General features: G+C 50.9%; 10 protein-coding genes. 4 read left to right on the top strand and 6 right to left on the bottom strand.

Annotated elements, in window-relative coordinates; all coding sequences use genetic code 11:
- Window positions 1–31: 31 nt before the first annotated feature.
- Window positions 32–1846: a heparinase II/III family protein gene (locus tag NSS83_RS30610; protein ID WP_341347165.1), complete on the bottom strand. Its 1815-nt coding sequence runs from the start codon at window positions 1844–1846 to the stop codon at window positions 32–34.
- Between the two features lie 31 nt (window positions 1847–1877).
- Here NSS83_RS30610 and NSS83_RS30605 point away from each other — a divergent pair, with 31 nt between their 5' ends.
- Window positions 1878–3161, top strand: a complete 1284-nt coding sequence (locus tag NSS83_RS30605) for an IS4 family transposase (RefSeq protein ID WP_341186521.1) — start codon at window positions 1878–1880, stop codon at window positions 3159–3161.
- Window positions 3162–3298: 137 nt separating this feature from the next.
- Here NSS83_RS30605 and NSS83_RS30600 read toward each other — a convergent pair whose 3' ends face one another.
- From NSS83_RS30600 to NSS83_RS30580, 5 genes are all read right to left on the bottom strand, one after another.
- Complete coding sequence (locus NSS83_RS30600; RefSeq protein ID WP_341347164.1) at window positions 3299–3673, bottom strand: hypothetical protein; 375 nt, start codon at window positions 3671–3673, stop codon at window positions 3299–3301.
- A gap of 18 nt (window positions 3674–3691) precedes the next feature.
- Window positions 3692–4513, bottom strand: coding sequence for a carbohydrate ABC transporter permease (locus tag NSS83_RS30595; protein WP_341348787.1), 822 nt, complete (start codon window positions 4511–4513; stop codon window positions 3692–3694).
- A gap of 124 nt (window positions 4514–4637) precedes the next feature.
- Window positions 4638–5537: a sugar ABC transporter permease gene (locus NSS83_RS30590; RefSeq protein WP_341347163.1), complete on the bottom strand. Its 900-nt coding sequence runs from the start codon at window positions 5535–5537 to the stop codon at window positions 4638–4640.
- A 33-nt stretch (window positions 5538–5570) separates the two neighbouring features.
- The gene (locus NSS83_RS30585; RefSeq protein ID WP_341347162.1) at window positions 5571–6950 is read right to left on the bottom strand and encodes a sugar ABC transporter substrate-binding protein; all 1380 of its coding nucleotides are present in this window, start codon (window positions 6948–6950) and stop codon (window positions 5571–5573) included.
- A gap of 134 nt (window positions 6951–7084) precedes the next feature.
- A complete protein-coding gene (locus NSS83_RS30580) occupies window positions 7085–10483 on the bottom strand; it encodes a response regulator (RefSeq protein ID WP_341347161.1) in 3399 nt (1132 codons plus the stop codon).
- Window positions 10484–10670: 187 nt separating this feature from the next.
- On the opposite strand from NSS83_RS30580, the gene NSS83_RS30575 reads away from it, so the two are divergent.
- The 3 genes from NSS83_RS30575 (at window position 10671) to NSS83_RS30565 (ending at window position 14169) form a co-directional block, all read left to right on the top strand.
- The gene (locus tag NSS83_RS30575; RefSeq protein WP_341347160.1) at window positions 10671–12713 is read left to right on the top strand and encodes an FAD-dependent oxidoreductase; all 2043 of its coding nucleotides are present in this window, start codon (window positions 10671–10673) and stop codon (window positions 12711–12713) included.
- Between the two features lie 129 nt (window positions 12714–12842).
- Window positions 12843–13622 (top strand): hypothetical protein, encoded by a 780-nt coding sequence (locus NSS83_RS30570; protein WP_341347159.1) that lies wholly within the window; start codon window positions 12843–12845, stop codon window positions 13620–13622.
- Window positions 13623–13635: 13 nt separating this feature from the next.
- On the top strand, window positions 13636–14169 hold the full coding sequence (locus tag NSS83_RS30565; protein WP_341347158.1) for a hypothetical protein: 534 nt from the start codon (window positions 13636–13638) through the stop codon (window positions 14167–14169).
- The last annotated feature ends 24 nt before the right edge of the window (window positions 14170–14193 follow it).

The raw sequence follows: 14193 nt of genomic DNA, 5'->3' as shown, positions 1-14193 counted from the left end.
AATCCATCCTTTCATAACACCCTGATTCGTTCTAATTCATAAGCTCAACAACCGCAGCCTCGTTAGACCACAGCAGCCGCCATGACAGTTCCTTCCCTTTTGACCCTAATCGAATCCGGAATTCCCCTGTGCTGCAATGGTTCACGTCCAAGGACAACCTCCCGGTCCCGGCTTCATCAGCGGCATTATAGCTAAAAGCATTCACAAATAGGATTTCCCGCCTCCCTCCGCTCTGTACACGCTGGCAGAGCATCCGGCGGCTGCTGCTCATTGGAAGATCCAACGTCCGGGCCAGGAAGGGTTCCACCGCCTCCGAGCACCAGCCCGCCTGGAGCATTACACCGTCTCCCACCTTCCAGCGATACGACGTTTCCCGATAACAGTCTCCATGCTGCATGTCAAGTGTCCATTCAGGCGACAATGCGCAGAGCTGGCCATTCCAGTCTCTCCACTGGATAGGTGACGCCTCCAGAGTCCCGCTGATATGATACAGCAGGTCAATGTCCCGGCTTGCGGGAACGCTGACCTTCACGATATCCAGCAGCGTCTCTTCCGTAAGAATATTGATCCGCCGGATGCAAGTGCCGTGATATGCCGCATGATCCCACGGGCACATTTCTTTGGGAAGCGAGATAAAACCCATCATTTGATAATGTACAGGCTCGCCAATCCAGCTTACCCGGCTCTCTACGAGGCTCCCCCAGGCTTCCCGGCGGTATTGAACCCATTCCCCGTCAGCCGGAGGCTGATCCTGACCGTTCAGTCCCACCGTATTATGCGCGTAGGTATGTTTGAACCAGCCATAATGAGCAGGCACACCGTAGGCTGTCGTCCCCGGATCGATGAATAGCGGCACCCGGCCGGCACCGAACGATAATCCGAGACGGTCCATATGGTCATGTTCACCACCGAATGGGCTGTGCTTGACCAGTACATGCCAGCCTCTGCGGTTGACCAGCTTCGTCAACCCGCCGGCCGCGGGTGAGCTGTCGGATACCAGCATTTGTGCCAGGTCTCCATTCCCCTTCGTATCCGGCAGCGGCTGGCCGAATACCAGCGCTTCGAATGAATCACGCCGGGCTGTGCCGAAGGATAGGCCGCGTGAACCCATTGGTGCTTCATCGCCATAGGCAAGCCGCAGCAGCTCGGCATAACGCTCCGATCCATACCAGGCATAGGCTATCTCGTAATAACGGGCAAGATCCGCCAATTTTTTTCCGAAGCTGGCATCGTTGATATTGGGCAGTGTGCCGTCCGGAAGCAGATACCCCAGCGGATAATCGAACATACGCTTGATAGCAGGGTGTGTACGCAGCTCCCACGGAGTGTCTTCAACCAGAACGGCATATTTCAGCAGTGAGTCGAAGGCGTAATAATGATAGTGGAAATTCCCCTCATACCATAGACCGTCCTCCAGCACACCGTAAGCTAACTGATCATACAAGCCGAATGGATTATGCAGAATGCTGTGCAGCAGCGCCTTATCTCCCAGCAGAAATCCGACAATACCGATGGCCGAGTTAATCAGAACCGCATGATTGTGAATTTGCCGCTCCCTATATTTAGTGAGAAATTCGGCGCATGGCTGCAGCAGCCCCTGCCGGATAGACTCACGGTCCTCAGGTTCAAGCCTGTTCTGAATGAAAATATAGGCGTAGCTTAGATCAATAATCCAGTGCGCCTCATCCAGTGTCTGTGCGAATAGCTTGCCCGGGCCATTGTAGGGAACGTTTCCGTGAATCTCATAGCCTGAATAGTAACGGGCGTACCGCAGCAGAACCTCCCTGACCTGGCGGATTGCGGCTTCCTCTCCATTAATCCGGCTATACAGACAGTAATTTTGCAAACAACCTACCATGTAATGGAAGTCCAAAAAATTGCACAAAAAAAGAGATTCCTTTATCGTAGAAGTTGTTACGACACCCACGAAAGGAGATCTCTTGCTTTATAAGTTAGCGGAAAAAGGGTTGTTGTGTCAAGTCACTTCATGGTTAGAAACGAAGAGTCGCTTGTTGTTCGGTGACCGATACGCCAAAAAACTGAACTGGGGCAGTACTGTCTTTCTTTTTTTAGAAGCCCTATTGAGTCGTCGTCCCGGAGTACAAAATATAGTAGACACTCTGGTGCGGACGCCGTGCTATCAAGAGTGGACCGGGGTGACCTCCATCCACCAATCGTCTCTGAACCGGAGGCTCAGCCAATTACCACCTGAACAGCTGCGAGACCTCTATCACTCCCGCCTCCAGCAGTTACTGGAAAGAGAAGGACCTCCTCTGCCCAAGCACTTACAGAAACTCGGTCCTTTAGCAGCCGTCGATTCCTCCACCATAACCGTGGGAAAGCTTCGCGGGGAGTGGGCGTTTCAGCAAGCCGGGACGAATGCGGTGAAACTGCACACCTGCGTGCAGTTAACCGGCGAATCTAGCGCCATTCCTACTGCTTCGGTGCTGTCCACTGGAACGGTGGCGGACTTGGATTCGGAAGTCCTGAAGCACCTGGTGCTCCAGAAAGCATTCACTTATTTGCTGGACCGGGGCTACATCCATTATGCGCAATTTATAGCCTGGGAGCGCAGTGGAATCAAGTTTGTTGCCCGTCTGAAGAACAATAGCAAGGCGAAGGTTCTCCGGACGCGGAAAGTCACGAAGCCTTTTCTGAAACAGGATGCCACGGTGGAAATCACTTCGCCGGAAACCGGGGAAACAGGTAGGTTTCGACTCGTGGAGTACACCTATGTGGACAAGAAAGGAAAATCTCACCCGGCTCGTGTCCTGACGAATCGCTGGGATGTGACGGCGGCAGAGGTGGCGGAGTTGTACCGGTATCGTTGGAAGGTGGAACTCTTTTTTAAGTTCATGAAGTCGAGCCTCCACCTCAAAAAACTGTACAGCAGTTGTACACCGGCCGCGGTATGGAACCAGATTTATTTAAATCTGATTGCTTATGTGCTATGTGAGCACCTTCGTTTGCGCCATGCCCCCCACCAGCGAATCGGGCGAGTATTAGCAGTATTCCGGTTGTATTTGACTGGAGAATACACGGATTTTCTAAACCATCTTAACTGGGTCAAGACGCGAACCAGCAAGGGGCGAAGGAAAAAGGGTGGCAGGCCAAGGATCCATCCCAAACGGCTGACAAAAGAGCGCATTCTCTTTTACTAACAAAGACAAACAACTGAAGCTAGACCAATCCAAAAAAACGGGTGTTGTTAACGTTAAATTGGAAGAAGGCTTTTTTTTGTCTTTTGAGCGCTCCCCCAGCAAAATCTCCCTCAGACGAAGGTGGAAAGATATCCTTTTTAGGTAACCAGCCCCCTGTTGATATACCGTGTTATGTTTTTTGCAAAATTACTGCTATACAGAGCCGCATCCCGCATCATCCTCCCGATCTTGGCGTTTGCCAGTGTGACCCACGCGCCATCATAAGGTTCACCCTTCCACTCCGTTCCGCAGGCCGGGCAATGATGGGCGTCCGGAAGAGACCAGTCAAAGCCAAGAGGCGTACCGTCAAGGGGGCAGTAATAATAATGAGACCATTGTCCCCGTTCACCTGCGCCTATCTCATAGCGGATCAGAGCAGCTTCTTTGGCTCGTATTCCAAGCTGGTCTATCGCATCCCGGTAGGCGGGGTCCGCTGCCCTGTGCAAAAGTTGTTCCAAGCGGATATGATTCATAGCAGCCTCCATCGGTCCCTAGCCTTTAATCGAGCCGGCCGTCATTTGCATGAACGACTTGTTCGCAACCACGTAAGCAACCAGCATGGGCAGCATCGACAGGACCGCCCCTGCCATCATATAGTGGGTCTGGGAAGCTGCGGATATTCCATAACGCAGACCGGCCAGACCGACTGTGAGCACCTGAAGATTCGGCTGGCTCATCGTGAATACGAGCGGAAGAATGTACTCATTCCAGGCATGACGGAAGGCGAACAACCCGGCAACGCCAAGTCCCGGAGCCAGCAGCGGCAGAACAATACGCGAATAGATCCACAACTTGGAGCATCCGTCAATCATAGCTGCTTCATCCAATTCCCTCGGGATACCCCGCATGAAGCTGACCAGTATGAAGTAGGTTGAAGCATGCCCGCTGACAAGAATAATGATTACTGCCCACAGGGACGTTTGTAAATTCAGGCCCACCATGAGCTCAAACTGCGGACGCAGCACCACGGCACCGATGGAAATGAACATGGTAGCGGCTTGCAGGCCCACATAGAACTTCTTGCCGATGAAATCCATCCGGTCCACCGCATAAGCCGACATTGATGCAACCAGAAGGGTGCCGGCTGTCGCGAAGACGGAAACGAACACGCTGTTCCAAGTATATCTGGAGAAATTAGCCAGCTTCCAGACCTCCGCATAGTTGGAGAGATGCCATACCTTCGGCAGAATTGTCGCGCCACCGGTTAATTCCGCATTCGATTTAAACGACCCTAGAATAGCAATCACGATGGGAAATAGAATTAATACTGCCATGATCACCAGGAATCCCCATAACACAACTTTTGACAGCATTGAGACCAGGGAACGGGAAGTCACGGCAGACGGCTCCGCTTGCCGTAGCTTTATGGTTTTAGCAGTCATCTGTATACCTCCAGTTACGCCGCCCGTTATTTCCAGTAGCGGGCGGCCAAATACATTAATGGACCCGATTCAAGCGCTTCGATAACCCGAAGTAGAACAGCGTTACAACACCGACGATTAACGCTGTAACGAAGCCTACCGCACTTCCGTAACCAAGCTGCTGCTCCACAGTATTGCTAGACGTAGAGATCGGGAAAAAGAGCTTGTAGACATACATGAACATAACCTCGGTTTTTCCAATCGGTCCACCTTCAGTAAGTACCATAATGCTCTCATAACCCTTCAACGAGTTAATAATGGCAAGCATGATGACCATCTGAAGCACTGGGCCCAACATCGGAATCGTAATATAGACGAACTTCTGCCAGGCATTCGCACCATCCAACGAGGCGCTCTCATAGATATCATCCGGAATGCTCTGCAGCCCGGCGATTAGCAGCAGCATATAATTGCCTATCGCGCCCCAGGCTGCAATCAGGATCACCGTAATCATGGCTTTATCCACGCCTAGCCAATCGACATTCCGTTCCACAATTCCGTAACGGAGGAGAAATTGATTAATCACACCGTTGTATGAGTTGAAAACAGTAAAAAATACGACTGACATCACTGAAGCGCTTATAATCGTGGGTAGAAAATAAACCGCCCGCAGAAAGCCTTTACCACGAATCCCCCGGTTCAAAATAACTGCCAGGACCAGCGCGAGCGGCAGCGTAATGGCCAGCTTGCCGCCAGCATAGACGAACGTATTAACGACCGAGGTCCAATACGCCTCGTCCGACAGCAGCCGGACAAAGTTGCCGAACCCCACGAAACGTTCCGTCCCGTACCCTTTATAATCGTAAAACATATATCGCATAGCCCAGCCGATCGGATACACGCTAAATACCAGCGTAAGCACAAGACTAGGCAGCGAGAACCAGAAACCAGGGAGCTTCCGCTGCAGATTTCTCACAGGTTTTTCCTCCTAACACGATTCATTTATAAATTATTGCGTGAATGCGCCGCCAAGCTTCGCCGGATCAAAGTCCTGATTAGCTTCAAGCTTCACATCCCCCGTCTGGATCGCTTTATCAAGTGCCGCATTGTAGCGTGTGTTTAAAGCTTCAATTTCCTTGTCCAGATCGCCGCCCTTCAGCATATACTTGAAGAATGTCTCCTGATAGCCGGCTCCTTCAACATTTACCGTGGGCTTGATGGGCCATACTCCATCATTCTTATTAGGCAAAAAGCCCTCAATACCGTTGAGATCCGGCTTCTTCGCCTTGGCAATAATACTGGACACCATCGAGATACCATAACCCTGTTCATGATAGTTCTGCAGGATCTGATCCCCATACATATAATTGATAAACTTCCAGGCAGCGTCCTTCTTGTCGGAAGCGGCGCTAATCGCCAGCCACTGACCGCCCAGGAAGCCCGAGGCCCCTTTCACTGTCCCGTCGATCGTCGGAGCAGGTGCAACCGCCCAATTGATCTTGGCCGGGAATTGAGACTTGTACACTCCCGGTTCGGAAGAGTAGGACAGATACATACCGATTTTGCCTTCCGCGAATTGTGCACGCAGCGGATCAATATCAAGCGCTTCCATTCCCGGAATGGTGCTTCCGTCATCGTACATCTGCTTGAAGGCCTTGGCGATTTCCTTAAAGCCGGTGAAATCGTAACGGGCGGTCTTGAAGTCGAAACCGAAGCCTCCGTATCCGCTCAATTCTGCGATTACTCTCGCCGAACGGTCCCAAGCGCTGTTTGGACTCTTAAAAGGCAACGCAAAGCCATATGCACCAATATCTGTCCCTGCTTCTGTCAGCAGCTTGGCGTCTTCCACCATCTCCGCGAGCGATACCGGCGGGTTCTGGATGCCAGCCTTGTCGAAGAGATCCTTGTTATAAATGAGGCGGATGGTGTTGCCATAGTTCGGCAGGCTATACATCTTGCCGTCAAATTGATTTAAGTCGGGCATAGCTATGAACTCCTGCTTCTGCGCATCTGTCAAATACTCGTCGATGGGAGCCATATAGCCTTTTTTGTAATACGTCTGAATCGTACCTTCTTTGACCCGGAATACATCTGGGGCCTGATTAGCGGTGAAGGATAAATCGAGCGCCTGCGCGTAATCATCCGCTTTCACCACATACTCCACTTCGATATTATCCTGATTGGTCGCGTTAAATTCATCGATCACTTGCTTGATATAACTCGAGTCATGACGGTCAATGGTCCAATACGATATCTTCGTCTTCTCCTGCGAACCGGCCCCTGCACCCTGTGAAGACTGGTCTGTATTCGACCCATTCGAAGCATTGCTACAGGCGGTAAGGCTTACAGATAATACCAACCCCAAGGAAACAGCCATACTTTTCTTCATGTGAGATAACTTCCCCTTTCGATATCCTTGTCCTTGCGCTCCTCGGTGATTTCGGGGCGTCTGCTATTATTGTAAATAAATAAAAGGATACTCAACATGGGGTAAAACAAAGATAAAGGGCAGAAATCCGCCCTTTATCTTTGTCCCATGTAAGCATCCTTAAATTCGGAGGGTGTCTGCCCCGTCACTCGTTTGAACACATCGCTGAAGTAACGCCTGTGCTCATAGCCAAGCGACTGGGCAATTTCCTGCACCTGATAATTCTCGACCAGCAGCAGCTTGGCCCGCTCAATCCGTTCATTCGTCACAAATTGGTTGAAGGTTGAGCCTGTATGCTTCTTGAACTGGCTGGCGAAGTGGCCCCCGCTAAGATTCATCTGCCTGGCGCAATGCTCGACCGTAAGGTCCAGATGCAGATGCGCCCGGATATACTCCGTCGCGCGGTAGATCAGCTTCTCGGCATCGCTCATCCGCTCCCGTTCGATCCAGTCACAGCCGGCGCTGCACATGTCCTTAAGCAGCTGTTGAGAATACTTAATGGTTAACTCACCCTGGCCTTCCCGGCCTCGAATCGCCTGATGGAACGGCACCATAACAGCTTGTGGCACCCACTCGTACAATGCACGCAGAACAACAAATACCAGTTCGAAATACAAGCTACGGAGATACAGGGGGTCCGGCAGCGGATGGATCCGGTGCATATCGTTAAATATGTGCTCCAGCAAACTCAAGGACAGCTCTATATTTCCCGAGCGTAACGCAAGAAGCAGCTGCTGCTCCAGTTCAACCGAGTATCGCGGGTAGAATCCCCCTTGCTGCGGGGTATCCAGATCATCAAAGACTGCGTTCCCTTCCTCATGAATATGGCTGGCCAGCGCCCTCATCGCCGACTTGTAGGACTCGGGCAGCTTATGCAGCTCGCTTACTGTTTTCCCGATACCGATCGAAATCGAGAACTTCGTGCCGGATGCAATATTGGCGCAGCATTCCTCAGCAAGCCGCCTAACCTCACTCAGCTCCCGGCAGCGTATAATACCAACGTAATAATTTGGACCATCCCGGCAGACAAGTCCTTGATTGGACTGGCCGATGGTATCTATGAGAATCTGCTGCAGCGTATATCGGGCCAGTTCGAGATCGTGAACAGGGTGTGCAAGATATTGAAAGCTATCGCTCTCGATCAGGAAAACGACAAGCCGTTCCGGCTTATCCCCTGCCTGCATATCCTCCCAATACTGCTTGGCTTCCGCCGGCTTCGTCTCATGCCTGAGCAGCCTGCCCATATATTCCTGACGGAGCAGCGGCAGGCTCTCATCGACCTTGCGTTCCATATTCTGAATCTGCAGCTTCCGTTCATTCTCACGCTCAAGCACTTCCTTGGCATCGAGTACAGCCTTCGTAATATCCTTAACGGAGAATGGCTTTTTCACGAAGTCAAATGCCCCAAGACGAATAGCCTGCTTGGCATACTCAAAGTCTGTATAAGCGCTCAGAATGATAATCTTGCAATCCGGATGAATCTCCAGAATTCTGCGCGTCATCTCTAGGCCATCCATTTTGGGCATCCGGATATCCGTCACGATAATATCCGGGTGGGTCTGACCGATGAGCCTGATGCCCTCTTCCCCGTTCTTAGCAGTACCCGCAACCTTAATATTATATTGGTCCCAGGGGATCTTGGCGGTGATCACCTCCACGGTACTTGGGATGTCATCAATCACACACAGCTCATACAGCGCGGGGGTATCATCTGGTCCGGTGTAGCCATCTGCCTTCTCCTCCTTACGCATTGAGATCATTAATTCTACCCTGCAGCCCTGGCCCTCCTTGCCGGAAAATTGCATGGATGCAGTCTCTCCGTAAAACAGCCGCAGCCTGTCCATGATGTTACGGAGTGCATACCCTTTATGAGACATAGACGGCTCTGGCAGCAATGGCCGCTCTGCCTCCGAGTCCATTCCAACGCCGTTATCCTCTACCGCGATACGCAGCCTTTTTCCTTCATCAGCATAACTTAACTGGATCAGGATGAATCCGCCCTCCTCTATATCCCGAAATCCGTGCAGAATCGCGTTCTCCACTAGCGGCTGCAGGGTCAGCTTCGGAATGCAGTACGACAAGATTGACTCATCTTCCACATCAATCCGGAAGTCAAAGCGGCCCTCGTAGCATTGTTGCTGCAGCATCAGATAGTAGCGGACATGGGATAATTCATCGTCTATCCGCACAATGTCCCGGCCTTGGCTGAGTCCAAGCTGGAACATCGAGGACAACGCCAGTATCATCTCATTCACATTATCGTTATCTCCGAGAATCGACTTACAGTAGATCGTATTAAGCGTGTTGTACAAGAAATGAGGCTCCATCTGCGCCGATAAGGCCTTGATCTCAGTCCTGCGCTTCTCCTCCTCCCCAACCTTGACTTCATGAATCAGCTTTTTAATCTCGTCCAGCATAAAATTGAACCTTACGCCGACCTGCGACACCTCATCCCTATATTCACTGTGGAATCTGGCATTCAGATCGTTGTTCTCCACCCGCGCCATCAGCTTCTGCAGACGGCCAAGCGGACGCAACAGGAGCTTAGTGAGTACATTTGAAGTTAAAAGAACGAGAACCATAGAGCAAAGAATGAGAAGAAGCGTTGTCCACTTGATCGCTTCAACCTGCTTCAGCACCTCACGCTTGGATTGCATATCGTACAGCAGCCAGTCCTTCCCCATCTCCAAACGGGAGTAATTCACCATATATTCATCACCGTTCAACTCACTGACGAAGTTGCCTTGTCTGCCGGCATTGAATTGAGTCAGAAAGTCTGAGGTGTTCTCAAAGGAGCCCGGGGCGGATGGGGCGGTACCGAATACAGAATGTCCCCGATTATCAATCAAGGAGAAGCCTGTTGAGCGGCTAATCTCGCTGACGATCAGATTCTGTAAATCTTTGACCTTGATATTAACCACAATATACACGTTATACAGCGGGGACGGGCCAGAACCATCCAGCACCAAAGAAATAACCTGATCCTTACCGTAGAATAAACGGTCTTCATGTCCTGGTACCCAAGTATTGTGATTGCTCGCCTGAATCTGCTTGTACATATCCGATTCATAAAAAGAGTATTCGCTTAGCCGCGCATAGTTAGTAGGATAAAAATCTCCAATTGGCGTAACCAGAAGGATAGACTGAATAAAGTTGTCGTTGAACTTGAGCTGAGCCAGAATCGGCTGGAGAGCTGTGAGGCGGGCATAGTATCGGCTCACATCATTCAAGGAAACATCGCGAAGAATGCCTTGGTAGGCGTCACTCATCTTGAGCGACAAAATCGACAGGACGATCTTTTTCAGCTTCTCGTCAACTACCTGCGCTGACTTGTTGATTGTATCCTGGCGCAGCTGTAACGCATTCTGTTCAACAACCCGTGAGGAGATCGTATACGAAATCCATCCTGTTGCGGCAATAGCCATCGTCATGAGCGTTACGAAAGAATACCATATCCGTTGTTTGAAGGATAACCGATGAAGCAGCCTGCTCATTCCCCATCCCCCCGCGTTTGACTTCTCTAACCCAATCCAACTTTTTTAGAATTATAACATGAAAATAAATTCTCTTCTAAATCAGAATAACACCGGTCTGATCCAGACCTCCATGTGAAATGTGTTACATGTTACCTTCAAATAGAGGATATACATCTCAAAGAATGTTTGGGGAGGCAATTGCATTATGCAAAAGAAACACCGGGGGTACAAAGGAGTTCTGCTGGCTATTATCGCGATACTGGTAATCTCACTTGCGGGCTGCAGCACTTCTGCGGACAAGGGGACAAAAGTAACGCCGCAGAACGTTGAGAAGCAAGCAGCAACGGCTACAGAGACCAGTCAAATGGCGGGGGCGGCCGCTTCTACTGAAGGAACTTCACTATCCTTCAAGCCGGGGAAATACATAGCCAAGGGGAACGGAAAAAACGGTCCGATCGAAGTGGAAACAGAATTCACCGAGACCGCGATCAAAAGCATCAAGGTGTTAAGTCAGAATGAAACGGAAGGCATTGCCCAAGGGCCGCTAAAGATTGTTCCTGAAAAAATCATCAGCGAGCAAAGCCTCGCAATCGATGCCGTCTCCGGCGCTTCTATGACCACTAAGGGTATTGTGGAGGCGGTGGAAGATTGCGCCAAGCAGGCTGGCGGGGATCTGACCGTCCTGAAGCAGGCCAAGGCCACTGCCGAGAATAAGGAAGTAGAGGAGATCACGGTGGATGTAGCCGTGGTAGGTGCCGGTGCAGCCGGTACAGCTGCGGCGCTTGCCGCCGAAGACAGCGGGGCCAGCGTCGTACTGCTGGAGAAGACAGCTACACCTATGGGAGCCGGCACTATGGCCGGAGGCATGTTCGCCGCCGATTCCCAGCAGCAGAAGGACAGAAAACAAACGGTCAGCAAGCAATGGCTCTATGACCAGTACATGGCGGCCTCCGATGGCTACATGAACTCGCTGCTGGTCCGCACCATTATTGATGAAGCAGGGAAAACCGTTGACTGGCTGAATGCGAACGGCGCCAAAATGACCCTGGTGGATGCCGGCACCGGCTTTGCCTTTGAGCATATCGGAATGCCTGCCACGCTGCACGGATACCAGGAAGGCGGCACGGTAGCGATCACCAAGCTGATCAAGTCTTTTGAAGCCAAATCAGGACAGGTTCGCTTCAGTACTCCGGTGACTGAGCTGCTGACAGACTCTGACGGTGCAGTAACCGGCGTGCTGGCTAAGAAAGAGGATGGCTCCAAGCTCAAAGTGAACGCCAAGGCTGTCGTCATTGCAACAGGCGGCTTCGGCGGAAACAGCGAGATGATGGAGAAATATTTCGGCAAAAAGTTCACTCCGGGACAGATTGCTACAAATACAGGTGACGGCATCCAAATGGCCTGGAAGGCTGGTGCTGACCCATACGGAATGACCTCGACCCAGTATTTTGCGCAAATCTTTACGCCTGAAGAGATCGCTAAGCTGGCCCCGATTAACAAGGATTGGTACAGCCTGACCAAGTTCAGCGAGTACCCGAACCTGAGGGTGAATACGCTGGGCCAGCGCTTTTCCGATGAGACTAAGGTTACCCTCTTCGCTGTACACGGCGCTGAGATTCACATGCAGCCCAAAGAGACGGAATTCCTGATTCTGGACTCCGCCATGCTGAACACCATCAAGAAGAAGGGCCTGGCTGCCATCGAGCCGCATTTCTCCAAATGGAAGGGCAACCGGCAATTCTACATGGAATTCAATGAACCGAATGATACAGATGTTATACTTGTAGATGAGAATAAACCTACGGACTACACTCCGCTGCTGGATTCAATGAAAGGTACCGGTGTTGTCCACAAAGCAGATTCACTGGAGGCACTGGCTCAGGATATCGGCGTGGACAAGGATACGTTCCTTGCGTCCGCCAACCAGTATAATACTGCTATCGCCCAGGGCAATGACCCTATGTTCTTCTCCGACACGAAGCGGCTGCTTCCGCTCAAGCAAGGTCCTTATTATGCCATTAAGTATGTCGGACGTAACCTCGGCACGCTGGGCGGCGTACGCATCAATGAGAAGATCGAAGCCACCGATTCGGACGGCCGGGCCATTCCTGGACTTTACGTTGCCGGCGCTGATGCAGGCGGGATGTACGGACAGGCTTATGTTGATTTTGAAGGCGGTACACTTGGCTTTGCCTATACCTCCGGCCGGCTGGCCGGTATCCATGCTGCCGGGTACTCGCATAAGTAATTAGACAACGAATTGCACAATTGTTAAAAAATCGCCCTACCTTTACCCGGTATGGGCGATTTTGTGCTGAATCTTCTCCACCCGAATCCGATTATAATGAAGTAAAACTATAAAGGGAGTCTGTACGTCATGTTAGATATTCTCGCGCTGCTGGAGTGCTATAACACCTATGATCAGGATGATATTTACTTTGATGTTGCCAAAACTATGCTGGAGAATTATAACCAGCTTCAGACTTCAAGCATACAGGAATTCGCTGAGTCCAACCACATTTCAGTCTCTACGGTCAGCCGCTTCATGCGGCAGATGTATTATGACAACTTCTCAAGCTTCCGGATGATCTACGAGCAGACGCCTCTGCAATATCAATATGACGGCAAATACTATCCTGCAGTGAAGGAAGAGGACATAGATTCGGTAGCCTATGGTGAGCTGCTGGCCGAGAAGATTAAGGCAACCACCAGCCAACTGGATGGACAGGCGATCACTTCGCTGCTGTCCATGATCGAATCCAGTGACGAGATCGTTTTCATCGGTATTCCCTTGCATTCCGAGATCTGGCGGCTTCAGGTGGAGCTGGTGCTCCTGGGCAAAAAGACCAAAGCGTTTATCGACCCCAACTATCAAGTCAATGCCGTTGACGGTGTGAACGAAAAGTCGGCCGTCATCAGCTTGATCTATATGCCGCAGTATAATCTTCATCAGGTGCAGCAGTTGAAGAGGGCTAAGGAAAAAGGTGCCCGGACTGCCTGCATAGCTCACGTAAGGCTACAAGGTATAGAGAACATTGTTGACCTGTCGCTGCAATACGAAGGCACCGGCACCCAAGTAGACAGCCTGCTGATGCAGGTGCTGCTCAACTACATTGGGCTTCGCTTACGGAACAAGCTGCTCTTAGGGAAGCGATAGAGGGGGGCCATTTATGAATCACGATTATTACGTGGATTGCATCACTCAGGGAATGGAACAGTATCTGCATACCCTGGCGTTGGCAGAACATATGCAATATCACCAGGGGGAGGTGGAATGGATCTCTCCTTTGCCTGGTTTCGACGGCCCCTCACTAGTCTTTAAGGTATCGCTTGAGGAAGATACGGCGAGCAAGCACATTGACGATTTACTGCTTAGCTTACAATCTGGGGTTATTCCAAGAACATGGTTTATCCCGCCAAGCTCCAAGCCTGCGAACCTAACCACTATCTTAGCCTCTAAAGGATTCAGGGATTTATCCGATCCTGAAAAGCCTGAATGGGGTATGGCACTAGATTTAGCAAACATTCGTAACTTGCCGCAGTCTAATCCGCGACTACATATACACAGGGTTACTTCTTCGTCGGAATTTGCATTATGGATGGATGTGGTGAATGAGGAGCTGCATGGCTGGCCTATGTTGAATCAGGCACATTACGAATTTTGGCTTTCACGCAGCGAGCTATCTTTTTTTTTCAAACCGTAGTTATGTCTAATGAAGAAATAGAAC

Source organism: Paenibacillus sp. FSL H3-0469 (genome assembly GCF_038051945.1).
GTDB lineage: Bacteria > Bacillota > Bacilli > Paenibacillales > Paenibacillaceae > Paenibacillus_AQ.
The sequence above is the reverse complement of the archived record's forward strand: the minus strand, read 5'-3'. Positions and strand labels throughout refer to the sequence as shown.